A 23,993-nucleotide genomic window follows, 5' to 3' on the forward strand; every position below is an offset into this window, starting at 1 on the left:
TGTTAATAATGATTCGGACCTAAAAAACGCAATTTATCAAATCGTTCAATGGATTTTTGCGGCACATTACTTCCTATACGGACCATCAAACAGTTAGCCGGATGAGAGTTTATCTCCGGTTCATCTGTAGGAGCTGGAAGAAGCCCTCCCGCTGCCATCATCTTTTCCATCACTTTCCGATAATCCCAGATACTTAATTGACTGTAATCAAGATCCCAATGCCAATAATATTCTGTAGAAATGACAATATAATTTTCCATGTAAGGGTCCTTCATGGATTGCCGGAGCAGTGTAGACCCGACGCCTCCGCCCCGATATTTCCGGATAATCTCAATTGCGCCTAATTCAATTAAATCCTCCATATTGAACTTGGACCATCTTTCCAATGGATCAGGATGCAGGTAAGTCACATAGCCGATAATGGTATCTGTTGTACGTGCAATGATAATTCTGGACTCTTCCAGCTCTGCGATGTCTAAAAGTGCTTCAAATTGTTTGTCAGCAGGCCGGAATGCAGTTAATTCTTCATGAAAATGATATTGTTCTAACTGGGAGCGTGAAACAGGACCTTCGATTGTCAGCAGACCTGCCTCTGTTTCTAAAAGGATTGAATCAAATTCCTTTATGTGTTTCATCCATCCACCACCTTTATGAGATACAAAATGCTCTTACCATCCATTATACAGAAAATCGCAGCATTTTTTTAGTATTTTTTGATAATTGTTAGGAAGCTTATGGTATGTAATAAAAAACTTCACTCTATAAGCGGATATCCCTTGCTTGATAGAGTGAAGTTTTATTAAAAATATATATCATTTGTTAATCGTCATCATCACCGTCATCGTCTGAGCTGGATGAGGACATACTGACTGGTATGCCAATTCTCAGCCATTTATCTGTTTCTGTTCGAGGATAGAGCATGGAAAAGTCATCCATATCATCATAACCATTTTCTCTCAGCCAGTCAGGGTTGAACATAATCCCGTTGCTTCTGCTGAATGACCTGCCGTCGTCATCTGATTCTAAAACGCGTCTGCTGCCTCTGGTTAAGCTATTGTCCTCTTCTGTCGGCACATGACGGGAATCAAATAAGTCTGTTTTAACCAGACCTACATCTTCACATAAATCGGATGGAAGCATTCCTGAAACGGCGCAGTAGCTTCTTTCTACAATGCCGTCCGGACGTTCAAACGTTGATTCCGGTGTTACCAGGACAGGGTCTACCTGCGCGGCGGCATTAATAACCTCCGCCCACAACTTCATATTCCGCTGACTGTATGTCAGATGATACTCATGATTGATGGGAGCAGGCGTTTCATAGCCAATCCAAGTTCCAAAGGTAATATTTGGATTAGTTGCTACAAACCAGGCGTCATGATAATCCTGAGATGTTCCTGTTTTTCCAGCCCAGTCGACATTTGTGTTTTGAAGCTGGGAATTCACGAAATTACCTGTCCCGTTATCAATCACATCCCGCATCATATCGACTGTCAGGTAAGCTGTTTCAGGTGAAAATACTTCTACTGGATCCGTTTCATGCTCATAAATCACATCGCCTTCAGCGTTTGTGATTCTATCAATCATATAAGCATCTGCAAACTTCCCGTTATTGCCAAAGGTGGAGAAAGCATTGACGTTTTCTTCTACTGATATACCATGGTCCATTCCGCCAATAGAAAGAGATGGCTGAACATGATCACCAGGCGTTAATGAAGTGATGCCCATCTTTTCCAAATATTCAGCAGCAGGGTCATTATTGATTATTTCCATATACACGGCGGCAGCAGGAATATTATAGGAATTGGCCAGCGCTGTACGGGCAGAGACAAGGCCATAATTTCCTCCTCCATAGTTACGCGGAGGCCATCCACCAGCAAATGTCCTAGGATAGTCTGCAATCGGTGTTCCCGGCTGAATAACGCCTTCTTCCATCGCCGGCGCATAATCAAGCAAAGGCTTGATGGTACTGCCGATAGAGCGTCTTGTATCCGTAGCGAAATTTACCTGGTGATCTTCATCAAAACCGCGTCCGCCGATAAATGAAATTATTTTGCCGGTGTTATTTTCAACCATTATCGCACCAGTCTGGATTTCCTGTGTTACTTCATATTCTTCCCCATCACTGTTTGTAGCGGTAAACGTTCTGGCATATCCATAGTCTGAATAATTGTCTGCTGCTTCTTCCATGGCGTCGTACATTTCTTTATTAATCGTCGTATGGATTTGATAGCCGCCGTCACGTAATTCTCTTTCTGTACGCTCCGCATATTCAGCTCGTAAATCGTCATCTTCTGCCAAATCTTTCTCAGTCACGCCGTCTTCTTCCATTAATAAACCTTGAATAATATCCTTGGTTCTTTTCTCTACTTCATAAGTGACATATGGATATTCGTCTGTAGAAGAAGGGATCGCATCAATAAAATCGCTGGCAATATCATAATTGGCAGCTTCTTCGAGTTCTTCATCTGAAATAAAATTCATATCATGCATGCGATTTAAAACTGTTCTCATCCGGCTGATTCCAGCTTGCAATTCTTCTTCAGACTTTCGCGCACCTTCCGCTGTAAATGGTGTGTAGGAAGAAGGACCTTGCGGAAGGCCGGCCAGATATGCAGCCTGCGGAAGTGTTAATTCAGATGCCTCTACACCGAAAATACCTTTAGATGCTGTCTGTATACCTGCAATATTACGGCCGGATGAATTTCTGCCATAAGGAATAATATTTAAATAAGCTTCGATGATTTCATCTTTTGTAAAATAATTTTCCAGCCGCATTGCTAATAATATTTCTTTGGCTTTCCGGTCAAAGGACACTTCGTCTGTTAGAATTTGATTCTTAATCAGCTGCTGTGTCAGTGTGCTTCCTCCTGTTTGGACAGAGGAATTTAGAAATTCCTGTGCCGTCGCTCTTAAGATCGCTTTTGGCACCACACCGTTATGCTCGTGAAAATACTCGTCCTCTGTTGCGATAACCGCATCAATCAATGTAGGTGAGATATCGTCAAGTGCTACTTCTTCCCGATATAAATCACTTCGGATATCTCCCAGGTAGACATCGTTAGCGAAATAAATACTGGATGTCTCAGAATAATTGTAAATATCATCTGCCATAGATGCTTCACTTCGTAATGGTTCGTCATAAACCAGGGAGGCAAAGTACCCAAGTCCGATTCCGCCGGCAAAAATCCCGCCGATGCCGATAATCACAATGACAAATAATACAATATTCCAAACAACGTCGTATGTAACTCGTGATGTCTGCTGGAGGATACCTTTTTTCCACCAGTCTTTAACAGTATTAAAAAAACGTTGCAGTTTTTCTTTCATAATAGACATTAGACCTCCTATTTCAACATTTATTATAACATAGTGAAAATACAGTTTGGTAGTAAGACGGAAAAAGGCTTGCATAGAAGAACTATTTATGCTATGAATAGTATCATATGAATTTAATTTTTTATGAAAGAAACATGGAAGGATCGAAGTAGCAACGTGAATCCCTGTCTTAGAGAACTGACGGATGGTGCGAGTCAGTATATATTCACTTGCGAATTACAATCTGGAGTTTTTCTTTTTATTATTCGCGTCATGGAGGCGGATAATAAGAAGAACGGTGACAACCATCGTTAACAAACCTTAAGCGGCTATTTTATAATAGCAACAAGGGTGGTACCGCGAATCCAACTCGTCCCTTTCTTACCAGAGAGGAGGCGGGTTTTTTTATTTACCTTAAAAAGGATGTCCCAAAAGCGGGGAGCAGCTGGCATTGTCAGTAAAAAGAAAATACAAATAAGCAGGAGGAAATAATATGAATATTTTACAGGATTTAGAAAACAGAGGGTTGGTAAATCAAGTAACAGATCGGGATGGATTAGAAAAGCATCTTGAAAATAATCAGGTAACCTTATACTGCGGCTTTGACCCGACAGCGGACAGCTTGCATATCGGACATTTAGTCCCTTTAACGATGCTGCGCCGGTTTCAGCGGGCTGGTCATAAACCGATTGCCTTAGTCGGAGGGGGAACCGGGATGATTGGTGATCCAAGCGGCCGTTCAAGTGAACGCAGCTTGAATACCGAAGAGGTTGTTTTTGGTTTTACGGAAAGCATTCAAAAGCAAATTGCCAAAATTGTAGATATGGATGATACCTCCAGCGATAATCAAGTTGTCTCCCGCAACAACCACGATTGGCTGGGAAATATGACAATCATTGATTTCCTTCGCGGAGCAGGAAAGCATTTTGGGATTAATTACATGCTGTCTAAGGATTCGGTTGCTGCAAGACTTGCACAAGGAATTACCTTTACCGAATTCAGTTACATGATTCTGCAATCACTAGACTTTTTACGGTTATACGAAGAAGAAAATTGTACATTGCAAATTGGCGGAAGTGATCAGTGGGGGAATATCACAGCAGGGTTAGAGCTTATTCGCCGTTCCAGAGAGAACCAAGGAGAAACTGCTGAAGCATTTGGCTTAACTGTTCCTTTAATCACAACAGCAGATGGAACAAAATTCGGAAAAACCGCCGGGAATGCCGTGTGGTTAGATGCTGAAAAAACATCTCCATATGAATTTTACCAGTTTTGGATCAATGCTGATGATCGTGATGTGATTCGTTTTATCAAATACTTTACTTTCCTGTCAGATGAGGAAATTGCAGAGCTGGAAAAAGAAGTAGAAACACAGCCGGAAAAACGGGTGGCACAGCGCCGTCTGGCAGAAGAAATGACACGCAGCATCCATGACCAGGCTGCTTTGGATCAGGCGCAGCGAATTTCTGCAGCATTATTCAGCGGAGATATCAAACAATTAAAAGCAGATGAAGTAGAACAAGCGTTTAAGGATGTTCCCAATCATGATACGGGGAAAGAACCTTCCAGCTTAATCGATTTATTAGTGGATGCTTCTATCTCTTCATCGAAGCGGCAGGCAAGAGAAGATGTGAAAAATGGGGCTATCTACATTAACGGAGAACGTGTTCAGGATTTGGATTACGTGGTAGATGAAGCGGACCGTTTAGGGGATGCTTTCACGGTTATCCGCAGAGGAAAGAAAAAATATTTCTTGATTCGTTTTCAATAAAAAGAAGAAAAAATAGATTTGACGCTGTGATAACGTCAAATCTATTTTTTCCTCCAATACAGTATATACAGCGAAGTATATATTTTATTTGTTGTAGAAGAATAAAGCCAACGTGCCGGGACCTGAATGCGCGCCAATCACGGAACCAACCATTTCAATAATAATATTTTCTTCTTTGACATGAAACGTATCCTGAATCATTCTGGAAAGCTCCTGTGCACGAGGTAAATCATCACCATGGCTGATTCCAATGGTTTGATTTTGGAAATTGCTGCCCCGCTTTTCCATGACCTCTATCATGCGCTTCAGCACTTTCTTCGTTCCGCGAATTTTTTCTAAAGGAATAAGCTTTCCTCCGTCGACATGCAGAAGAGGTTTGATATTCAATAAGCCGCCGACAAAGGCAGCGGTTTTACTGACACGGCCGCCGCGATATAAATACTCTAAATTGTCCACAGTAAATATATGCTCCATCTGTGCGGCGTTTTTGGCGGTTTGCTGAATGATTTCATCAAAAGAGATATCCTTTTGAGCCATTTTAGCTGCTTCCAGTACGACTAGACCGAGGCCCAGTGAAGCACATTTGGAATCAATAATGTGCAGCTTTGCTTCAGGATATTTCTCTTTAATTTCTTGTTCAACCATTTTTGCAGCTTGGCAGGTTCCGGATAATTCCGATGAAAAAGCGATATAGAGTAGAGGCTTGCCTGCTTCCGCATAAGAAGTGAAGATTTCTTTAAATTGGTTTGCTGATGCCTGCGATGTTTTTGGTGTCTGTCCTTCCCGCATTGCATCATAGATTGTCTTCGGTTTAATATCGACACTGTCCCGATAATCTTTTGATTCAAGATGAACAGTTAAAGGTATCATTTCAATACTATATTCGTTATAATAATGTTCGGATAAATCACATGCGCTGTCTGCCAGAATGGTGATTGCCATTTTAATCACATCCGTTTCTATTTAAATAAGATTTAATTATAAGTTTACGTTTAATTGAATATTTAGTCAAAAATTTAATAAAGGAGGCTGTTTTGTGTTTTATATTGAAGCTAAGAGGATAAGTATAGTAATACTTGGAGCATTATTAAATGCTGCATCTTTAAACTTCTTTCTTATCGGTGCAAATGTCTATGCCAGTGGATTTACGGGAGCGGCTCAGCTATTATCCAGTATTTTTAATGATTTCTTAGGAATCGGCCTATCCACAGGTATTTTATTAGCTCTTTTAAATATTCCAGTTTTGATTTTAGGATGGTTAAAGGTAGGAAAGGGATTTACTGTTTATAGTGTCATATCAGTATTTTTCTCCACATTATTCTTAGAAATTTTACCGCTTGTTTCTATCTCGAATGATATCATTTTAAATGCTGTATTTGGCGGTGTTATCGCAGGAGTCGGTGTTGGTATCACATTAAAAGCAGGTGCTTCTACAGGCGGTATGGATATTGTGGCAATGATATTATCCCGTCTGAAAGATAAACCCATTGGCAACTACTTTTTAATTATGAATTCCATGATTATTGTTATTGCAGGTGTTTTGTATGAACCTGAAAATGCTTTATACACTATGCTGACGCTTTATGTGACAACCCGTGTGATCGACACCATTCATACACGCTATGAAAAGGTTACCGCGTTTATTGTTACTAAGAAAACGGACGAGCTGCAGAAAGCCATCCATGATACGATGGTTCGCGGGATTACGATTTTGCCTGCAAAGGGAGCGTATACGAAAACAGATAAAAGTCTCATGTATCTTGTTGTGACAAGATATGAATTATATGATTTAGAAAGAATTATCAATGAAGTAGATCCAGAAGCATTTACAAATATTGTAGAAACTGCTGGAGTATATGGGTTCTTTAGAAAAGATTAAAAAGGTGTGTATATGTATGAAACGTTGGTATGCTGTTATTGCTGTGCTCGTACTATTGGCAGGCTGTGGGAATAGAGATGGGGAAGTCATTGAGCCGAGTGCTCCGGAGGAAAATAATGAAACGACAGGCACCGTAATGTTCCAGGAAATTGACATTACAGCAGATGGAGAACAATTCCATATCGTTGGTCAGGTAAGAACAGAAGGAAATGCTTTTTTCTATCGAATTGAACAGGATGGAGAAACCATTCAAGAGGAAACAACGGTAGACTTGGAAGAAGCAGATGCAGGTTCTTTTCAAAGCTTTCAAATCATGGAGACATTCTCCGAAGATACGCTTAGTCATGAGGAGCCTCCATTCGTCGTGATGTATGGAAAAGATGAAGATGATAATGAGATTAACGCAAATTATGTACCGATAGATACAGAAGAATAAGCTGTTTTTTGCCAGTATTATTTAAAATCCCCGGATTTGCTAGACCATAAGCGGTTCCGGGGATTTATAAGATAACAAGAAAGAGGCCGGGGAGCTCCCGGCCTCTTTCTTAATAGCCGAATTTAACAAATATTTCTTCTACCTTGGGATTAATATTCTCCCAGTCAGCGTCAAAATGTTTGTTGACCGTAATAAAATTTTGATAGCCAAATACGTTATCAACATCTTCCAGTTTCATTAATTCATTTAAAATTTCATGCTCGCTAACATCACCGGGCATAACAGAAATACTGTTTGTCCCAGAAAAAATAACACTATCTGATGTGTATTTCATTGCATTTGGATTTGGTGTCGGGGAAATATGTACTGCCATATGAGTACCTCCTCATTTAATTGTTCGTAAGTTTATATTAACAGAAAATCGAAAAGAGATAAAGAAAAGGAAGGCTGCATATGTTTTATCTGCAGACTCCCTTCTTAATAACCATTACACAAGGCTGTTATTCTTATTAAGATTTAAATATTCTTCTAAAAATATGCTGATACCGTCTTCTTCATTCGTTAAGGTCTGATGTTTGGATACAGAGACAAGGTCGTCAATCGCATTTCCCATAGAAACACCGACACCGGCATAATCAATCATTTCTAAATCATTGTCCTCGTCGCCAAAAGCAATAATATTTTCACGGGCAATGTGATATTCGTCAGCAATAGCTTTTAGCCCGACTGCTTTATTCATTCCTTTTTTGATAATTTCAATGATATTCCATGGAGCGCCCCATTTACGATGTTCAATGACTTCCGCATGATAATCATTTAAATGATTTCGCAGCTCCTCTACCTGCGAAGCGTTAGGATGAATAAGAACAGAAGTCGGATCATATTTTAATTTAGATTTAATGTCGCCGATAATATATGGTGATTGCTCGGGGAAATCTTGAAAGATAGTCATAATATCTTCACTGTATTGATCTAAATAAACCTGGTCTTGCACTTCAGCTAATATATTTTTTACTTCGACTTCGTTGGAAACATCAATAATCCGATGTGCGGTAGTCAGGGGCATTGGCGTGTGAATACCTTTCCAGTTGGTATCCAGAGGATGGTGTACAAGTGCTCCATTGAAGTTTACCATCGGTGTTTTTAATTGGAGTTCCTGATAGTATTGAATACTGGCACGGCCGGGTCTTCCGGTGGCAATAACAACCACGTGGCCATCATCTATTGCTTGAGATATCGCCTGTTTATTTCGAATACTGATTTTCTTATCATCTGTCAATAACGTACCATCTAAATCCAATGCGATTAAGTGCCTGTTTTTATTTTCCATTCTGTCACCTCTCATTTGATTTTTATGTTACCATGATTTGAAAATATGTAAAGTAAAGAAAAATTAAACAAAAGCTGCATTGTTTGCGAAAGATATTACAAAAACTTTACAATAGAGATAGTACGTTGATAAGTGAAAGGAAGCGTGTCAGAAATGATAGGAATATATCAGGAACCAATCGAGGGAATACCTTGCTTGCATGTTGTCGATCAAAAGTATGCTGGCGGGGAACGGCCGACGGTTATTTATTACCATGGTTTTACAAGCGCGAAGGAGCAAAATTTGCCGATAGCCTACATGCTTGCTGAGAAAGGATTTCGGGTGCTTCTACCGGAAGCGCTGCACCATGGGGAAAGAAACAGCGGTTTATCAGATGATAAACGGCAGCTCGCTTTTTTTGAAATCGTGTTAAAAAATATTCGTGAATTGGTTATTATCCGGAAATACTTATTAGAAAATAAGCTTTTAAAAGAAAATGCATTAGGTGTAGCTGGAACCAGCATGGGAGGAATTACAACAAGTGCTGCGCTTGTCAAATATTCCTGGGTCAATGCAGCGGCTGTTATGATGGGTACCCCTAAACTGCAAGCATATGCGCACCAATTACTGCAGTATGCTGAAAAGAATGGGAAGACACCATTTACACAAGAAGATTTGGATGATTTGTTTGAACAGCTGGCTGAATTAGATTTGTCTGCCCACGTGGAATCACTTCACGAACGTCCGTTAATGTTCTGGCATGGGGAAAATGATAAAGTAGTTCCTTATGAACAATCGCACTCCTTTTACCAAACAGTCAAGCAGGCTTATAAAAAGAAAGACCATCTGCAATTTATTGGCGAAAAAGGCAGGGAGCATAAAGTTAGTGTGCCGGCAATGCACCACGCTGCAGAGTGGTTTGAGCGGCATCTGTTGTAAAATGATTTAATTACATGTTAAAGTATGATTTAATAGAAACAAGGGAAAGGAGGATGACACGTATGGATGAAGCGATGAAAGAGAATCTAATGGGTGCATTAGAAAACGTTATTGATCCGGAACTAGGTATTGATATTGTCAATCTTGGTTTAATATATGATGTAGATTTGGATGATGATGGCTTGTGTGTAGTTACGATGACATTGACTGCAATGGGATGTCCTTTATCTGCGCATATTGAGGCAGATATCAAGCATGCTTTATCAGATATTCCAGAAGTAAAAGAAACAAAAACAAATATTGTTTGGGATCCGCCTTGGGGTAAAGATAAGATGTCCCGCTATGCGAAGATTGCCTTAGGTATTCCAGATTGATAAAAGAGAGCAGAATATAAACAAAGGCATCCGTCTAAAAAGAATGGATGCCTTTGTTTATATTTGGAGATTATTATAAGAAAATCAATACAAGAATACCGACGATGACACAGTAGTATGCGAAATACTCCAGTTTTCCGTGCCGCATCACGTTCATAAACCATTTAAGTGCAAAATAGCTGGCAATGAAGGACGTAATGAATGCTACCAGATAAGGTGCCCATAGATAACTCATTGCCGGGTCACTGGCGATTTCAGGTATTTCAAGAATACCTGTACCAAGACTTACCGGAATATAGAGCAGGAAAGAAAATCGTAAAGCTGTTTCCTTTTTCATGCCGACAAGCATCGAAGCAACGATAGTTGCACCGGATCTGCTGATTCCCGGCGTGACAGCAATCGATTGAACCAAGCCGACAATGATAGCATCTTTTGTTGATAAATCTCCATCCTGTTTGCGTCCTCTGAGATTACGGATAATCCAAAGAGCAAGAGCGGTGATTAATAAAGTTATCCCGACTACATTCGTTCCGCTCAGCGTTTCGCCAAGTGCATCTCCGAATAACACGCCGATAATCCCGACAGGAATGGTTGCGATGACGAGATAAACAACAAACATAAAGTCACTTTTGACCGTTTTATCTCCTTTGAATAAGAACTTCCATGTACTGACGATTAAACGTATAATATCTTTGCGGTAAATCAGCATTACAGCCAGTAGAGAAGCGAAGTTAACAAAGATTTCAAAAGAAAGCCCTCTTGCTTCAATATTAAACAGCTCTCTGACAATGATTAAGTGTCCGCTGGAGGATACCGGTATTGGTTCGGTAACTCCTTGTACGATACCAAGAACAAAATACTGGATCAGTGTCCATAAATTACTTAAAGCGTCCATGTTTTTATACCTTCCTTTATTTTTTCTTCTCTGATTGTACAGTTATTTCTTAAAATGAACAAAGCAGAACTACAATCAATTTTGTCCATTCCAATTTATTAGCCTGTCCTTATATGTAAATATGCTAAAAATGATAAGCATAGAACGTTTTCTTTAATAAAAGGCATTTTAGAAATATAGAAACCCCTTGCCGCATAGAATAAGACAAGGGGTTTTACCTACTTAGTGTCTTCTTTCAAAACCAGACCAGCTAAAGCAAAAACGAATATAGAAAAAATACCCGCTACAATCAGTGCATCACGAACAATAAATGGTGCTGCGCCCATGCTTGTCAATACATAAGAGACTGCTAAAGAAATAGCTACAGCCCAAAAAATAGTTGCTATAAAACGCATAAGTCCACCTCACTTTACTACCTTATCTAAGCGTACCATAAATACTATTTTAACATGAAAAGCTTTTTGTTGCTGTAAAGAATTTAAAAAAATCATGAAAATTAATGGTTCTTTACCTGAATATGACTATAAAGGAGTGTTTTCCTTGCGAGTATTCGTTACTCCCCACAATCATTGGATTGGCTACCATATAGTAACAGAGTTATTAGATGCGGGCTGCCAAGTCGATGGAAAGCGGGATAATCAAATCGATTCTGGACTGGAAGATTTTTTTGGAAGGAACAGTCATTTTCAAGAAACGGGTCAAGTGATAAGTCCATATGATTTGGCAATTGTCATTAATCATCATTCCGATATAACGGATTTGCCGCAGTATACTAAAAAGATATTGCATATATATACCGATGCAAACGGACATAAGATATCAAATTATGCAGACACAACAGTGATTTCCGCTCCCTATCTTATTGGGGAAGGAATGGAAATGAACGAAAATGGATTGATTGCAGACGGCAGACTGCTTTCTTTTGCAGATAAAGAATGGCAAAACAAAGCGATTTATATCAAAGATTTTTTAAATGTATTGATGCAATGGATAAAAATGACCCATTTGCCAAAATTAATAGAGATTATCTCTGTTAACGATAACTTAACAAACACAAAAGTTGAAAAAAAGCAGGTTCTGCTGGAAAATAGAGATATAGATGAAGTAATAAAAACAATACAAACATTTAATAAGCGACTTCGGTAATGAAATGGGTGTGCTAAGTTGAAATATATCTACTATCCAACAATCCTTCTGTTTTTGATTTGTACATTGTCTGCTTGCTCTTATTTTGAGACGGGTCAAATACAAAATGTCGGGTTTATAACGGATTCAGAAATAGATAATAACCCTTGGACAGAGCAAGGATATCAGGCCATGGAGGAGATTGGGGAAAAATATGATGTAGATGTTTATTATAAAGAAAATATACAAACGATGCATGATATGCAGGAAGCTGTTGACCAATTTGTTCAAGATGGTGTGAATTTGATTTACGGGCACAGTAATATTTATGGAGAATATTTTATGTCATTGGCAGAAAGTTATCCAGATGTTCATTTTGTTTACGTGAATGGAGGAGAGTCCGGAGAAAATGTAACCTCTCTTAATTTTAATGGGCATGCCATGGGATTTTTTGCTGGTATGGTTGCTGGAAATATGACAGAAAGCCAGCAGATAGGGATTATTGCGGCAAATGCTTGGCAGCCGGAAATTGAAGGATTCTTTGAAGGGGTCAATTATGTAAACAATGAGGCAGAGATAAAATTCAATTATACAAATGATTGGAATAACGTGGAACTGGCGTTGAAAAATTATAATGCCATGCAGCAAGAAGGTGCAGATGTTGTGTATCCGATTGGAGATGCTTTCAGTGAAGCTGTCTTGAAAGAGGCAGAAGAGGATAATCTTTATGGAATCGGATATATGATGGATCAAATGGAAGTTGCGCCGGATGCCGTATTAACAAGCACGATTCAACATGTTGGAGAGTTATATCAAGCAGCAGCAGACGAATTTAACCAGCAGGAGCTGGAAGGAAAAATTTATACCTATGATTTTAAAGATGGTTTTATATCACTTGGTGAATTTCAATCCGCTGTCCCCGATGAGGTAAGACTTCAAGTAGAGGAAGACATCGAAGCGTACATTGAAACAGGTTTATTGCCAAATGAATATTGAGCGGCGAAGCAGTAATCAAAAAATATAATAAATCAAAAAAGAAATTGGATAGCCTGGTTATGAAGAAGGGGTAAAATTGTAACTTGCTATCCAATTCATTTTATCTTAAAATTAGTACCAAGTCATAATGTTTGATATTAATGTTATTATAGAAGGGGAGCGCGGTTAAATGAGTATCGGTATTTTAGGGACCGGCCATTATTTGCCTACAAATGTAGTTACCAACCATGATTTGGAGAAAATCGTTGATACAAACGATGAATGGATTCGAACCAGGACCGGAATTCATGAAAGAAGGCTGGCTACAGACGATATTGATACTTCAGATATGGCATATCATGCATCCATAGAAGCGCTGAAAGATGCAAATGTGAAAGCGGAAGATATTGATTTAATTCTGGTAGCGACAGTAACACCGGATACAGCTTTTCCATCCATTGCCTGCCTGATCCAGGATAGATTAGGTGCTGTAAATGCCGCAGCAATGGATGTTGGAGCAGCCTGTGCCGGATTTATGTATGGTGTGATTACAGCAAATCAATTCATTGCAGCAGGTACGTATAAAAATGTACTCGTTGTCGGGAGTGAAAAACTGTCTAAAATTACAGACTGGACCGACCGTTCGACCTGTGTTTTATTTGGCGATGGTGCTGGAGCAGCGGTCATTGGTGAAGTATCTGAAGGGAAAGGTATCCTGTCCTTTGAACTCGGCGCAAATGGCGCTGGAGGGAAGGAACTCTATTTAAATAAAGAAGATCATATCATCATGAACGGTAGAGAGGTTTTTAAATTTGCTGTGAGGCAAATGCCGGAGTCTACCATCCATGTTGTTGAAAAAATTGGATTATCTCGTGAAGATGTGGACTATCTTGTTCCGCATCAGGCAAATATCCGGATTATGGAAGCGGCAAGAGAGCGATTAGGTATTTCCGAGGTTAAAATGGCGAAATCGATTGAGCGTTTTGGAAATAATTCTTCTGCTTCGATTCCTATGGCTTTGTCTGAAGCAGTAAAAGAAGGTAAAATAAAAGATAATGATTTAATCGTATTAGTAGGATTCGGAGGAGGTTTAACCTGGGGAGCGGTTGCAATGCGCTGGGGCAGGTAAGCTTTATCTAATTAAAGGAGGATTACTATCGTGGAAAAAAGAGTTGTAATAACAGGACTAGGAGCTGTAACTCCCGTTGGTAATGATGTTTCTACGATGTGGGAAAGCATTATTAATGGGAAATCAGGTGTTGATTTTGTTACGAAAGTAGATAAAGAACAATTCACAGCGAAAGTAGCTGCCGAGATAAAAGATTTTGATCCGGCTGCTTATATGGAGAAAAAGGATGCCCGCAAAATGGATCCTTTTACACAATATGCTGTGGCAGCTGCGAAAATGGCTGTAGAGGATGCAAAATTAGAAATTACAGATGAGAATGCTGACCGTGTCGGTGTCTGGATTGGTTCTGGAATCGGGGGAATGAAAACATGGGAGGACCAGCATTCAAAGTTTTTAGAGAAAGGTGCGAAACGTGTCAGCCCGTTTTTTGTGCCAATGATGATTCCGGATATGGCTGCAGGACAAGTGTCTATTCAATTAGGAGCCAAAGGTATTAATGCTTGTACAGTAACAGCCTGCTCTTCTGGTGCAAACTCTATTGGAGATGCATTCAAAGCAATCCAACGCGGTGATGCAGATGCAATGATTACCGGCGGTACAGAAGCGCCAATCAGCAATATGGCATTTGCTGGATTTACGTCAGCAAAAGCATTAAGTACAACCGATGATCCGAAGAAAGCAAGCCGCCCATTTGATAAAGAAAGAAATGGTTTTGTTATGGGTGAAGGTTCGGGTATCCTGATTTTAGAATCACTGGAATCCGCAAAAGAACGCGGCGCACAAATTTATGCAGAAATTGTCGGTTATGGAGCAACAGGCGATGCATACCACATTACAGCACCTGCTGATAATGGGGAGGGCGCTGCCCGGGCGATGCAGCATGCAATTGCTGACGCAAAGCTGGATTCCAATGATATTGATTATGTGAATGCGCACGGGACAAGTACAGACTTGAATGATAAGTATGAGACAGAGGCGATTAAAACGGTCTTTGGTGAAAAAGCGTCCAGTTTAGCTATTTCCTCAACGAAATCAATGACTGGTCACTTATTAGGAGCTGCAGGGGCGATTGAAGCAATTATTTCCATTAAAGCAATCATTGATGGAATTGTCCCTCCAACTATTAATTATGAACATCCGGATCCGGAATGTGATTTAGATTATGTGCCAAATGAAGCCAGAAAGCAGGAAGTGAATGCAGTAGTAAGTAATTCATTAGGTTTTGGCGGACATAATGTAGCGCTAGTGTTTAAAAAATATGAAGCATAGTTAAAAGAAGCTTATCCCTTTTTTAGGGATAGGCTTTTTTCTTAAAGAATAAGAAAGTATAAAAAAATACTGAATATATCCGCTCCAACGGGTTTCACGGGGTGAGTAATCGCAACCCCAGAAATACACTCCGCTTTCCGTGGGCTTGAGCTCAGCCTCCTTTAAAGAAAACTTGCCAATCAGCAAGTCTTCTTTAAAGGAGGCTAAGCCGTTGCCCGCGGAAAGCGACTTCCCGTAGCGGACATCTCTTCGGCAAGAACACCGATGTTTTAAAGACGAAGCAGTATTCTTGGTTTTTCTAACATCCTGTAAAAACCTTGTATTTTCCGTGGGACAAGCACATAGAATGATATAAACGGACAAGCAGGTGAGGCGATACGATGGGCTCTTTCTTTATATTTCTAGTTGGATTTGGAATGACAGTTACAGGAAGTGTTACTATCATAGCATATTTCAATTTTCTCCCCGCCGGGTTAAGCTGGGCTGACTATTTTACATTTATAGCAGGGCGGTTAGAATGTTATTTTCTTCCTTTAGGTTTATTGCTGATCCTTATTTCCCTCCGTCATTTTAGTGTAGAAAAATAAGTGATTTCGCATAAAAATATGAGAGATGGTCATAATGTATTTTAACCTTCAAGTTCAAAAGATATAGAACGTAACAAGAATATAACGCATCAAATTTTTCTTTTGAACTAAAAGATAATAAATGGCAGATAAGGTGGGGTTAGGAAATGTTATATTTACATGACGCTTGGGTAAATTGGTTTGAAGGGGAAGAGAACGGATATAATGTATGCCCCTTCCACGAATGGCGAAAATCTGATTCTGTTGAATTATTAGATCAAGTACCGCTGCTGTACATATCGAGCGAACTATTCGAATACATTGAAAATGATATTCGTGAGCTTCCAAAAGATTTACTCGATAGTATCTATAAAAGAGCAACGATACGAAAAGGACAAAAAAGAACGGTATTGGAATATGCAGCTGTAGTCACAGATGGCATGGAAATACTTGCTTTTGATACAGCGGGGTATTATATTCCAGTTAGAAAAAGCAGGCTGATACCCAGACAGGAACAATTAGTGTACAGCATGATTGAAAAAGCAGAACAAAAAAACTACGGCTTTAAAAAGGAAAGCTATCAAAAGGAATACCATATGCTATCTATGCCGCCATCTTTTATTCATGGACTGACAAGGAAAGAACGTCAGCTTAAACAGCTGTTAATGATTGGATTAGATCAGTTAAAAACAACAAATAATAAACAAGAATTAAGGTATTGGCTTACAGAATGGAATCCTAAAAAATATCCTTCTATTAAATATATGAATGAAGAGGAGGTTTGGGAGGCGCTTTATAACGGCTTAAAAGACGGCTGGAGTCGAGCGCATGAAGAACTTTGCAGGAAACTGATACGTGGGCAGGCTTTCCTGGAACGAATGTGGGAAGCTGAAATGGAGCCCGAAGAAAATACATCGAAACAAAATTAAAAAAACAAGGAAACGGTAAAAAATCGTTTCCTTGTTTTTTTAGCATTATTTTCTGACTCTGCCTAATCCCACCGCTTTTTTTGCTTTTTTTAATGTCTTTCCAGCAGTGATAGAAGCTTTTTCGGCTCCTTCATCCAGAATAAGATCCAGCTCTTCTGAGTCGATTAATTCTTTATATTTTTCTTGGATTGGTTCTAATACACTGATGACTGCATTAGCTACACCCTGTTTAAAATCTCCGTAGCCTTTATCAGCATATTTTTTCTCCAGAGCTTCAATAGATTCTCCAGTACAAACAGAATAGATGGTTAATAAATTGGAGACGCCAGGTTTATTTTCTTTATCAAATTTCACGATGCCTTCTGAATCGGTAACCGCACTTTTGATTTTCTTTTCTATTTGTTTTGGTTCATCCAGCATAGAAATGTATCCCTTTTGGTTCGTATCTGATTTGCTCATCTTTTTCGTCGGATCCTGTAAAGACATAATCCGTGCACCAACTTTTGGAATACGAATTTCTGGAATTGTAAAAATATCGTTGAAACGGTGATTAAAGCGTTGTGCTAAATTACGGGTCAGTTCCAGATGCTGCTTCTGATCATCCCCAACAGGAACGACATTTGTATTATACAGTAAAATATCGGCTGCCATAAGTGTAGGGTAAGTTAATAAAGCAGAAGAAACAGCTTCCTGTCCTTTTGATTTATCCTTATATTGTGTCATTCTTTCCAGTTCGCCAATATAGTTGATGGACTGCAAAATCCATGCCAGCTGCGTGTGGGCCGGAACTTCAGATTGGACAAACAGGGTTACCTTATTCGAGTCGATTCCTGATGCCAGATAAAGTGCAGCTAATGATTTGATATTTTTTCTTAACGCTAATCTATCTTGTGGAACAGTGATTGCATGCTCATCAACAATACAGAAATAACAATCGTATTCATCCTGTAATTCGACGAATTGTTGAAGTGCACCTAAATAATTTCCTAGGGTCAATGTGCCGCTAGGCTGAATTCCTGAAAAAATAGTTTGCAATGTCTTCACCTCATTTATTTATTTCCAAGCAGAAAAGATATCCGCTGTGTGAGCTTGAGGAATCAGGATTAAATATTGAATTATTTCCCAGGCAATAAAAAAAGCCCACTCATTCCCAAAATAGGGACGAATGAACCGCGTTGCCACCCTGATTATTCTATAAATAGAATCACTTCATTAGTAAAATAAAGCTCCAAAGCCCAATTCCACCTTCCCATGATACTTGTTTTCAGCACCACAAGCTCTCTTAAATCAGGGGGAAAGATGTACTATATCTTCTTCAATGCTTTTGCTATTAAATTAAGTTTATTATAAGTTTATTTTTAACAAATTGCAAGTAACCTATACATAAGAAAATCGACAAAATAGCCAGCGATATTTTTTTGGATGTATATTTACCTACAAAATAAAACTTTTTTCCACTTTTTACGAGTTTTCCTTTTAAAAACTTCCTTCCTTCATTTATACTAGTAATAAAATATATTCAAATGGGAGATTGATTGGATGAAAAAATGGAGGAATCTGGTAACGGCTTTTGTTGTTGCTGGTGCAGCATTGGTCGGTCTGGGGCAAGCAAATGAAGTTCATGCAGAAGATGGCGCGGATGTAGTAGCAAAATCGCATAAAGAGCGGTCTACGAGCTTAGAAGAAATAGATACTTCCCAACGGTTTAGCCGCTTTGTTATTACGTCTGATTATAATTTTACATATCCGGATGCAGTACGGGGAATCTATGTTACTGGTAATTCAGCCGGCGGAGAAAAAATGGAAAGTTTAATAGATTTAGTATCTTCCACAGATTTAAATTCAATGGTAATCGATGTGAAAGAGGATTACGGACATATCACATTTGCCCCTGAGGAAGGATCAGTGTATGAAGAAATAGGCACAACATTTATTTCTGACCCCGATGCAATGATGGAACGATTAGAGCAAGAAGAAATTTATCCAATTGCGCGTATTGTTGTTTTTAAAGATAATATTTTAGCTGAAGCCCGTCCTGATCTATCTTTTAAAGAAAATGGAGAAGTTTGGACAAACGGCAGCGGTCATGCATTTGTGAATCCTTTTGAAAAAGAAGTATGGGAATACAATGTAGAAATAGCTAAAATGGCCGCAGAAATGGGCTTTAAAGAAATACAATTTGACTATGTTCGATATCCGGAGGGCTTTGAAAATAGAGATGAGGATTTAGAATATTCCATGGGGGATTATGCAGATTTAGATATGGATAATGTTCAAAAGCGTGTCGAAGCAGTGACTGATTTTGTTGCTTATGCCCGTGAAGAACTAAGCGATTATGATGTTGATGTATCCGTAGATATTTTCGGGTATGCAGCAACGATAGAGGAAACACCGGGAATTGGCCAAAACTTCTCAAAAATCTCTGAGAATGTAGATATTATTTCATCTATGATTTATCCAAGCCATTGGGGTTCTTATTTTGGACTTTCTAATCCAGATGAAGAACCATATGCTCTTGTCGATGAATATTCCCAAGTAGAAAATGAAGTTTTGGGTGCTTTGGATGAACCGCCTGTATCTCGTCCATGGTTGCAGGATTTTAGTGCGCCATGGTTATACAGCGGACCGACATTTGAATATGGCAAAGAAGAAGTAGAAGCACAAATACAAGCATTATATGAAAATGATATTAATGAATTCCTGTTGTGGAATGCAGGTAATACCTATACGGAAAATGTAGATTATTTAATTGGAAAAGAAGACTGATGGAAAAGCTCCAGGATGAATGAAAACTGCTCGACCGAGTAAATAAGAAAAAAATAAAAAATCAAAAATCAAATGATATTGGAACAGCCTGACACCGGAATTTTGAACAGTGTCGGGCTGTTTTTATTTCTTCGATGAATATTCTTGCTGACTCCATTCTTTTATCTAAATCTGTGCACTGCTTCGATCTCATCACACTTTAATCATGGAGAACCGTCCGTAAAACTCCTAATGAGTGAAATTCGTTTTATGTATCCGCCACACCTGCTTATTTTCTTACACACGAAACTTGAAACTTAATCTAACAAAAAATAGAAACTGTCGCAAAAACCAACATAATAATAGTGTTTGTTCTCTTGACAATAATATACACAAAGTATAGAATGTTTTTTGTTGCCAAAAACAACAATTAAAGTAATATCTAAACTATTTCAGGCAGTGAAAAAGAAAAGTGTTGTGAATTTATATCTTTGACATCAGAAGGGGAAGGTTTCTGATTCATTCTATATTCCGGCGGTATGTGATTTTCAAATGAGGAACATAGATTAAAATAAATGGACTTTCCATTTTAATCTATTTCGTTTGTAAGCACTCTCATTCAAGGAGAAAAAACAAATTTGTATTTTTGTTGAAAGCGTATACCGCAGAAGCTTATCATGATGTCATTTATAGAGAATTAAAAATTACAACATCTTTATCATAAACAAATAGAACTGCTAAAACTTACATCAGGGGGACAGACAGATGCCATTATTAATTGTTGCACTAGGGGTACTTTTATTACTTATTTTTATTATGAAATTTAAATTAAATACATTTGTTTCATTGGTTATTGTTTCATTTATAGTAGCTTTAGCACTTGGAATGCCTATGGGAGAAGTTGTTGAATCGATTGAGAACGGATTAGGAGGAACGCTTGGCCACATCGGGTTAATCTTTGGGATGGGCGCTATGCTTGGAAGACTTATTGCTGATTCCGGCGGGGCTAATCGAATTGCGATAACGTTGATTGACAAATTTGGTGAGAAAAGAATTCAATGGGCAGTTCTATTTGCTTCATTTATCGTTGGAATCGCCTTATTCCTGGAAGTAGCCATCGTATTACTTGTTCCAATTATATTCTCGATAGCAAAAGAGTTAAAAATTTCTATCGTGAAATTAGGATTGCCGATGGTTACAGCTGCGCTGGCAACACATGCTTTCTTGCCTCCGCATCCTGGTCCGACAGCGGTAGCTTCAGAATATGGCGCAAATATTGGGTTGGTTTTAATTTATGGAATTATTGTTGCTATTCCGACCGTAATTATTGCAGGAATTTTATATCCAAAGCTTGCGCAAAAAATTGTGCCTACTGCATTTACCAGAGAAGGCAGCGAATCGTTTGGTGTCCAGAAAACGTTCAAATTAGAGGAAACGCCTGGTTTTGGAATTAGCTTATTTACAGCATTGTTTCCTGTAATATTAATGGCTTTAGGTGCGATTGTTGATATGATTCAGCCAGCTTTGGGCATTTCTGATAATTTATTTATGAATGTGATTCGTTTCATTGGTAATTCTTCAACAGCTATGACACTTTCTTTATTACTGGCAATTTATACGATGGGAATAAGAAGAAATATTCCTGTTAAAAAATTAATGGATTCCTGCTCTTCAGCGATTAACGCATTAGGAATGCTGCTGCTGATCATCGGTGGCGGCGGAGCGTTAAAGCAGGTGCTTATTGATGGAGGTGTCGGAGATTACGTTGCTGATATCTTTGCAGGTTCCATGATGTCTCCCGTCTTTTTTGCGTGGATGATTGCAGCGATTTTACGTATTTGTTTAGGTTCCGGGACAGTTGCAACATTAACTACTGCAGGGTTAGTTATTCCATCACTTGCCGGAATCCCGGACGTTAACTTGGAACTCGTTACACTTGCAACCGGTGCAGGCAGTGCCATTGCCTCTCATGTAAACGATGCTGGCTTCTGGATGGTTAAAGAATCTCTGGGGATGTCCTTAAAAGAAGCATTTGGAACATATACGGTACTTTCAACCATTGTAGCTGTATCTGGTCTAGTATGTACTTTATTATTGGATATCATCATTTAAAGAGGCAGAACTAGTCCGATAAAAGTGATGCGGAGAAGTGTGGCAGTACTGTGAAAGGTGCAGGCAACGTATGCAGCTGAATTTGGTTCTTACATTCTTCTATTTAAATTTAACACAAAAAACCAACCATTTATTGATTCTATAAATGGTTGGTTTTTTGCACTTTACGATGCCAGCAGGCAGAAAAAAATCGGGATAAGTTTGTTGAAGGAGGAGGGAAAAAATCACTTCTCCTTCCCTTCATTTTGTTATAGTTAAAGAATCATGTTGGCAATCAGAAGACAAATAAATCCTATAAACCACATGATTGTAGTTGGTACGGACCAAACCATGATTTGTTCTTTCACGTTCTTGATTCCTAACATACGGTTCACAACCCAGTAGAAACTGTCGTTAAAGTAAGAGAAAATTAAAGATCCGAGTGCTGCAGCAGACGCAGCTAGTGCCATATTAACATCCATCTGTGCCAAAATCGGTGCTGAAATGGATGCTGCTGTAATCATAGCAACTGTTCCGCTTCCTTGAACCAGACGGACCATTGTCGAAACGAAGAACGGAATCAGAATAGCTGGCAGCGGCAGTTCAGCAATTTGCTGTGCAATATAATCTCCTGTTCCACTTGTACGTAATACGTTTCCAAGCGCACCGCCGGCACCGGTAACAAGCAGAATTATACCCGCATCCTGAATTCCTCTTTCCATTTCCTCCAATGTATTTAGCCGGCCGCGGTTACCCGCCAGCGCATAGATTGCAACGATAAGACCTAGTGCAACGGCTATAATCGGTTGACCTAAGAAGATGAAAATTCCATAAACACCTTCTGTTAGCTCTAAAGCATCCAGCGTTGTGTTCAAGAAAATCAGAATAATAGGAATTAAAATGGGCAAGAATGAACGTCCAAAAGATGGAAGATCCTTTGCTCTTTCGTTAATGACTTCAACCATTTCTGGATAACCCATATGCTGATCTGGTCTAGTGAAGCCTGCTTCGGAATCATCAGGCAGCTGGTAAATTCTTTTTCCTAGCCATTTTGCATAAAGAACACCTGCAATCATAAGCGGAATCGCCAGCGTAAGGCCTAATGCAATCATAATGCCGATATCTACTCCGAAAATGCCAGCTACTCCTAACGGTCCTGGCGTAGGAGGAACTAATGTATGAGTGAGTACGAGACCAACGGCTAAGGCAACACCGATGGAGATAACAGATTTTCCTGTTTTTCTAGAAAGCGTTTTAACTAAAGGATTTAAAATAACGAAAGCAGAGTCAACAAATATTGGAATTGAAATGATATATCCTGCAATCGCCATTGCCCATTCTTCTTTTTTCTTTCCGACAAATTTAATTAATGAATAAGCGAGTGTTTCAGCAGCACCGGTAATTTCAAGGATGCGTCCCATCATGACGCCCAGGCCAATGACAATCCCGATAGATGCAAGCGTACTGCCAAAACCTTCTGAGATAGCAGCAGCAACATCGCCTGGGACCATCCCCCCAACAAGGCCTGCGATGGAAGCAGCAATGATTAGTGCTAGAAATGCGTGAATCTTTGTCTTTAAAACTAATAAAATTAGTACAATTACCCCAAGTATTAACCCGGAAACCATTTGGATACCTGATGGTTCCATAATATTTCTCCCCCTTTGTAAATGTTTACATTTGAAACAAAAATAAAAACGATGGATACCATTTCTCATAAAAGCACATTTGATTCTAGAATGTAGCAACTTTTATTCAGCATTTGTTATTTATGCAAAAAGAATGCGATTTCAATTTAAAAAAATATAATTAGAATGTGCATCACCTCTTTTGCGGACGATTGTAAGTGCTTAAATAAAACTTAAAAATAAAAGTTCATGCACCTCTCCGCGTATATAAGTGAACAGCAGGATTTCTAATATATATTGAATTACCAAAATTGCAACACTTTTTTCAATTAAATAATTAAATCTTTAAAAAATAATGAGAAATGTTATTTATCGCATCACATTGTGCTGTAATGAATTCTATATTCTTCAACAGAACTTGTCAAGTAGATATTTTATATTAATTTTGTTACTTTTTTCAACATGAATATGTATGCCTTGTTTTCTGATTGGGCATTTATCACGGAGAATCGCTCGTAAAACTCCTCTGAATGAAATTTCGTTTTATGCAGGGGAAGGAATGTTTTACATAATGCATTTCAACGTCAATGCCTGCTTAGGTGTGTGAAGAAAATTCGT

General features: G+C 38.9%; 22 protein-coding genes and 2 other annotated features. Of the genes, 13 read left to right on the forward strand and 9 right to left on the reverse strand.

The genetic code is table 11. From position 1 onward, the window contains the following. Positions 1-2 precede the first annotated feature (2 nt). Positions 3-635 (reverse strand): GNAT family N-acetyltransferase, encoded by a 633-nt coding sequence (locus ACZSMY_RS00295; RefSeq protein ID WP_042535494.1) that lies wholly within the window; start codon positions 633-635, stop codon positions 3-5. Between the two features lie 184 nt (positions 636-819). Next, positions 820-3,336: a transglycosylase domain-containing protein gene (locus ACZSMY_RS00300; RefSeq protein ID WP_226895001.1), complete on the reverse strand. Its 2,517-nt coding sequence runs from the start codon at positions 3,334-3,336 to the stop codon at positions 820-822. 126 nt (positions 3,337-3,462) lie between these two features. Beyond that, positions 3,463-3,696 (forward strand) — a binding site (T-box leader). Positions 3,697-3,808: 112 nt separating this feature from the next. On the opposite strand from ACZSMY_RS00300, the gene tyrS reads away from it, so the two are divergent. Then, complete coding sequence (gene tyrS / locus ACZSMY_RS00305) at positions 3,809-5,086, forward strand: tyrosine--tRNA ligase (RefSeq protein WP_042535493.1); 1,278 nt, start codon at positions 3,809-3,811, stop codon at positions 5,084-5,086. Positions 5,087-5,170: 84 nt separating this feature from the next. Here the strand turns inward: tyrS and ACZSMY_RS00310 are convergent, their stop codons facing one another. Then, positions 5,171-6,028, reverse strand: coding sequence for a DegV family protein (locus ACZSMY_RS00310; RefSeq protein WP_042535492.1), 858 nt, complete (start codon positions 6,026-6,028; stop codon positions 5,171-5,173). A 94-nt stretch (positions 6,029-6,122) separates the two neighbouring features. On the opposite strand from ACZSMY_RS00310, the gene ACZSMY_RS00315 reads away from it, so the two are divergent. Beyond that, positions 6,123-6,965, forward strand: a complete 843-nt coding sequence (locus tag ACZSMY_RS00315) for a YitT family protein (RefSeq protein WP_332093798.1) — start codon at positions 6,123-6,125, stop codon at positions 6,963-6,965. A 16-nt stretch (positions 6,966-6,981) separates the two neighbouring features. Continuing rightward, positions 6,982-7,401, forward strand: coding sequence for a hypothetical protein (locus tag ACZSMY_RS00320; RefSeq protein WP_052485098.1), 420 nt, complete (start codon positions 6,982-6,984; stop codon positions 7,399-7,401). A gap of 109 nt (positions 7,402-7,510) precedes the next feature. On the opposite strand, the gene ACZSMY_RS00325 is transcribed toward ACZSMY_RS00320, so the two are convergent. After that, positions 7,511-7,774, reverse strand: coding sequence for a NifU N-terminal domain-containing protein (locus ACZSMY_RS00325; RefSeq protein WP_042535487.1), 264 nt, complete (start codon positions 7,772-7,774; stop codon positions 7,511-7,513). A 114-nt stretch (positions 7,775-7,888) separates the two neighbouring features. Beyond that, positions 7,889-8,731, reverse strand: a complete 843-nt coding sequence (locus tag ACZSMY_RS00330) for a Cof-type HAD-IIB family hydrolase (protein ID WP_465147391.1) — start codon at positions 8,729-8,731, stop codon at positions 7,889-7,891. A gap of 153 nt (positions 8,732-8,884) precedes the next feature. On the opposite strand from ACZSMY_RS00330, the gene yjfP reads away from it, so the two are divergent. Both yjfP and ACZSMY_RS00340 read left to right on the forward strand, forming a co-directional pair. Then, positions 8,885-9,649 carry an esterase gene (gene yjfP, locus ACZSMY_RS00335; RefSeq protein WP_256704915.1) on the forward strand — a complete coding sequence of 255 codons (765 nt, stop codon included), beginning with the start codon at positions 8,885-8,887 and terminating at the stop codon, positions 9,647-9,649. Positions 9,650-9,711: 62 nt separating this feature from the next. Further along, positions 9,712-10,023, forward strand: a complete 312-nt coding sequence (locus ACZSMY_RS00340) for a metal-sulfur cluster assembly factor (protein ID WP_040979684.1) — start codon at positions 9,712-9,714, stop codon at positions 10,021-10,023. A 73-nt stretch (positions 10,024-10,096) separates the two neighbouring features. Here ACZSMY_RS00340 and ACZSMY_RS00345 read toward each other — a convergent pair whose 3' ends face one another. Together ACZSMY_RS00345 and ACZSMY_RS00350 are read right to left on the reverse strand one after the other, a co-directional pair. Beyond that, positions 10,097-10,918 carry an undecaprenyl-diphosphate phosphatase gene (locus ACZSMY_RS00345; protein ID WP_042535481.1) on the reverse strand — a complete coding sequence of 274 codons (822 nt, stop codon included), beginning with the start codon at positions 10,916-10,918 and terminating at the stop codon, positions 10,097-10,099. 218 nt (positions 10,919-11,136) lie between these two features. Beyond that, the gene (locus ACZSMY_RS00350; protein WP_084613006.1) at positions 11,137-11,313 is read right to left on the reverse strand and encodes a DUF2929 family protein; all 177 of its coding nucleotides are present in this window, start codon (positions 11,311-11,313) and stop codon (positions 11,137-11,139) included. Between the two features lie 145 nt (positions 11,314-11,458). Between ACZSMY_RS00350 and ACZSMY_RS00355 the strand changes: the two genes are divergently transcribed. The 6 genes from ACZSMY_RS00355 to ACZSMY_RS00380 all read left to right on the forward strand — a co-directional run bounded on the left by ACZSMY_RS00355 (position 11,459) and on the right by ACZSMY_RS00380 (position 16,911). Next, positions 11,459-12,064, forward strand: coding sequence for a hypothetical protein (locus ACZSMY_RS00355; RefSeq protein ID WP_042535479.1), 606 nt, complete (start codon positions 11,459-11,461; stop codon positions 12,062-12,064). Between the two features lie 18 nt (positions 12,065-12,082). Then, entirely contained in the window at positions 12,083-13,039 is a 957-nt protein-coding gene (locus ACZSMY_RS00360; protein WP_256704913.1) for a BMP family ABC transporter substrate-binding protein, read from the forward strand. Positions 13,040-13,208: 169 nt separating this feature from the next. Then, entirely contained in the window at positions 13,209-14,147 is a 939-nt protein-coding gene (locus tag ACZSMY_RS00365; RefSeq protein ID WP_332093796.1) for a beta-ketoacyl-ACP synthase III, read from the forward strand. Between the two features lie 27 nt (positions 14,148-14,174). Beyond that, positions 14,175-15,416 carry a beta-ketoacyl-ACP synthase II gene (fabF, locus tag ACZSMY_RS00370; protein WP_042535473.1) on the forward strand — a complete coding sequence of 414 codons (1,242 nt, stop codon included), beginning with the start codon at positions 14,175-14,177 and terminating at the stop codon, positions 15,414-15,416. 380 nt (positions 15,417-15,796) lie between these two features. Then, the gene (locus tag ACZSMY_RS00375; RefSeq protein WP_042535471.1) at positions 15,797-16,003 is read left to right on the forward strand and encodes a hypothetical protein; all 207 of its coding nucleotides are present in this window, start codon (positions 15,797-15,799) and stop codon (positions 16,001-16,003) included. Between the two features lie 146 nt (positions 16,004-16,149). After that, complete coding sequence (locus ACZSMY_RS00380) at positions 16,150-16,911, forward strand: YjbA family protein (RefSeq protein ID WP_042535469.1); 762 nt, start codon at positions 16,150-16,152, stop codon at positions 16,909-16,911. Between the two features lie 45 nt (positions 16,912-16,956). Here ACZSMY_RS00380 and trpS read toward each other — a convergent pair whose 3' ends face one another. Next, the gene (gene trpS / locus ACZSMY_RS00385; RefSeq protein ID WP_341173123.1) at positions 16,957-17,946 is read right to left on the reverse strand and encodes a tryptophan--tRNA ligase; all 990 of its coding nucleotides are present in this window, start codon (positions 17,944-17,946) and stop codon (positions 16,957-16,959) included. Positions 17,947-18,065: 119 nt separating this feature from the next. Beyond that, positions 18,066-18,239: a binding site (T-box leader), on the reverse strand. 211 nt (positions 18,240-18,450) lie between these two features. Between trpS and ACZSMY_RS00390 the strand changes: the two genes are divergently transcribed. Both ACZSMY_RS00390 and ACZSMY_RS00395 read left to right on the forward strand, forming a co-directional pair. Then, complete coding sequence (locus ACZSMY_RS00390; protein WP_042535463.1) at positions 18,451-19,677, forward strand: putative glycoside hydrolase; 1,227 nt, start codon at positions 18,451-18,453, stop codon at positions 19,675-19,677. Positions 19,678-20,421: 744 nt separating this feature from the next. Beyond that, positions 20,422-21,768, forward strand: coding sequence for a gluconate:H+ symporter (locus tag ACZSMY_RS00395; protein WP_042535461.1), 1,347 nt, complete (start codon positions 20,422-20,424; stop codon positions 21,766-21,768). Between the two features lie 254 nt (positions 21,769-22,022). Here ACZSMY_RS00395 and ACZSMY_RS00400 read toward each other — a convergent pair whose 3' ends face one another. Beyond that, complete coding sequence (locus ACZSMY_RS00400; protein WP_042535459.1) at positions 22,023-23,396, reverse strand: GntP family permease; 1,374 nt, start codon at positions 23,394-23,396, stop codon at positions 22,023-22,025. Positions 23,397-23,993 lie beyond the last annotated feature (597 nt).

The sequence above is a fragment of the Oceanobacillus sp. B139/18 genome, from assembly GCF_055524595.1.

Excerpts from the sequence above, each read along its gene's own strand:
- ACZSMY_RS00295 (WP_042535494.1), bottom strand. The coding sequence starts at position 635 with ATGAAACACATAAAGGAATTTGATTCAATCCTTTTAGAAACAGAGGCA.
- ACZSMY_RS00300 (WP_226895001.1), bottom strand. The coding sequence starts at position 3,336 with ATGTCTATTATGAAAGAAAAACTGCAACGTTTTTTTAATACTGTTAAA.
- tyrS (WP_042535493.1), top strand. The coding sequence starts at position 3,809 with ATGAATATTTTACAGGATTTAGAAAACAGAGGGTTGGTAAATCAAGTA.
- ACZSMY_RS00310 (WP_042535492.1), bottom strand. The coding sequence starts at position 6,028 with ATGGCAATCACCATTCTGGCAGACAGCGCATGTGATTTATCCGAACAT.
- ACZSMY_RS00320 (WP_052485098.1), top strand. The coding sequence starts at position 6,982 with ATGAAACGTTGGTATGCTGTTATTGCTGTGCTCGTACTATTGGCAGGC.
- ACZSMY_RS00325 (WP_042535487.1), bottom strand. The coding sequence starts at position 7,774 with ATGGCAGTACATATTTCCCCGACACCAAATCCAAATGCAATGAAATAC.
- ACZSMY_RS00330 (WP_465147391.1), bottom strand. The coding sequence starts at position 8,731 with ATGGAAAATAAAAACAGGCACTTAATCGCATTGGATTTAGATGGTACG.
- yjfP (WP_256704915.1), top strand. The coding sequence starts at position 8,885 with ATGATAGGAATATATCAGGAACCAATCGAGGGAATACCTTGCTTGCAT.
- ACZSMY_RS00340 (WP_040979684.1), top strand. The coding sequence starts at position 9,712 with ATGGATGAAGCGATGAAAGAGAATCTAATGGGTGCATTAGAAAACGTT.
- ACZSMY_RS00345 (WP_042535481.1), bottom strand. The coding sequence starts at position 10,918 with ATGGACGCTTTAAGTAATTTATGGACACTGATCCAGTATTTTGTTCTT.
- ACZSMY_RS00350 (WP_084613006.1), bottom strand. The coding sequence starts at position 11,313 with ATGCGTTTTATAGCAACTATTTTTTGGGCTGTAGCTATTTCTTTAGCA.
- ACZSMY_RS00365 (WP_332093796.1), top strand. The coding sequence starts at position 13,209 with ATGAGTATCGGTATTTTAGGGACCGGCCATTATTTGCCTACAAATGTA.
- ACZSMY_RS00375 (WP_042535471.1), top strand. The coding sequence starts at position 15,797 with ATGGGCTCTTTCTTTATATTTCTAGTTGGATTTGGAATGACAGTTACA.
- ACZSMY_RS00380 (WP_042535469.1), top strand. The coding sequence starts at position 16,150 with ATGTTATATTTACATGACGCTTGGGTAAATTGGTTTGAAGGGGAAGAG.
- ACZSMY_RS00390 (WP_042535463.1), top strand. The coding sequence starts at position 18,451 with ATGAAAAAATGGAGGAATCTGGTAACGGCTTTTGTTGTTGCTGGTGCA.
- ACZSMY_RS00395 (WP_042535461.1), top strand. The coding sequence starts at position 20,422 with ATGCCATTATTAATTGTTGCACTAGGGGTACTTTTATTACTTATTTTT.
- ACZSMY_RS00400 (WP_042535459.1), bottom strand. The coding sequence starts at position 23,396 with ATGGAACCATCAGGTATCCAAATGGTTTCCGGGTTAATACTTGGGGTA.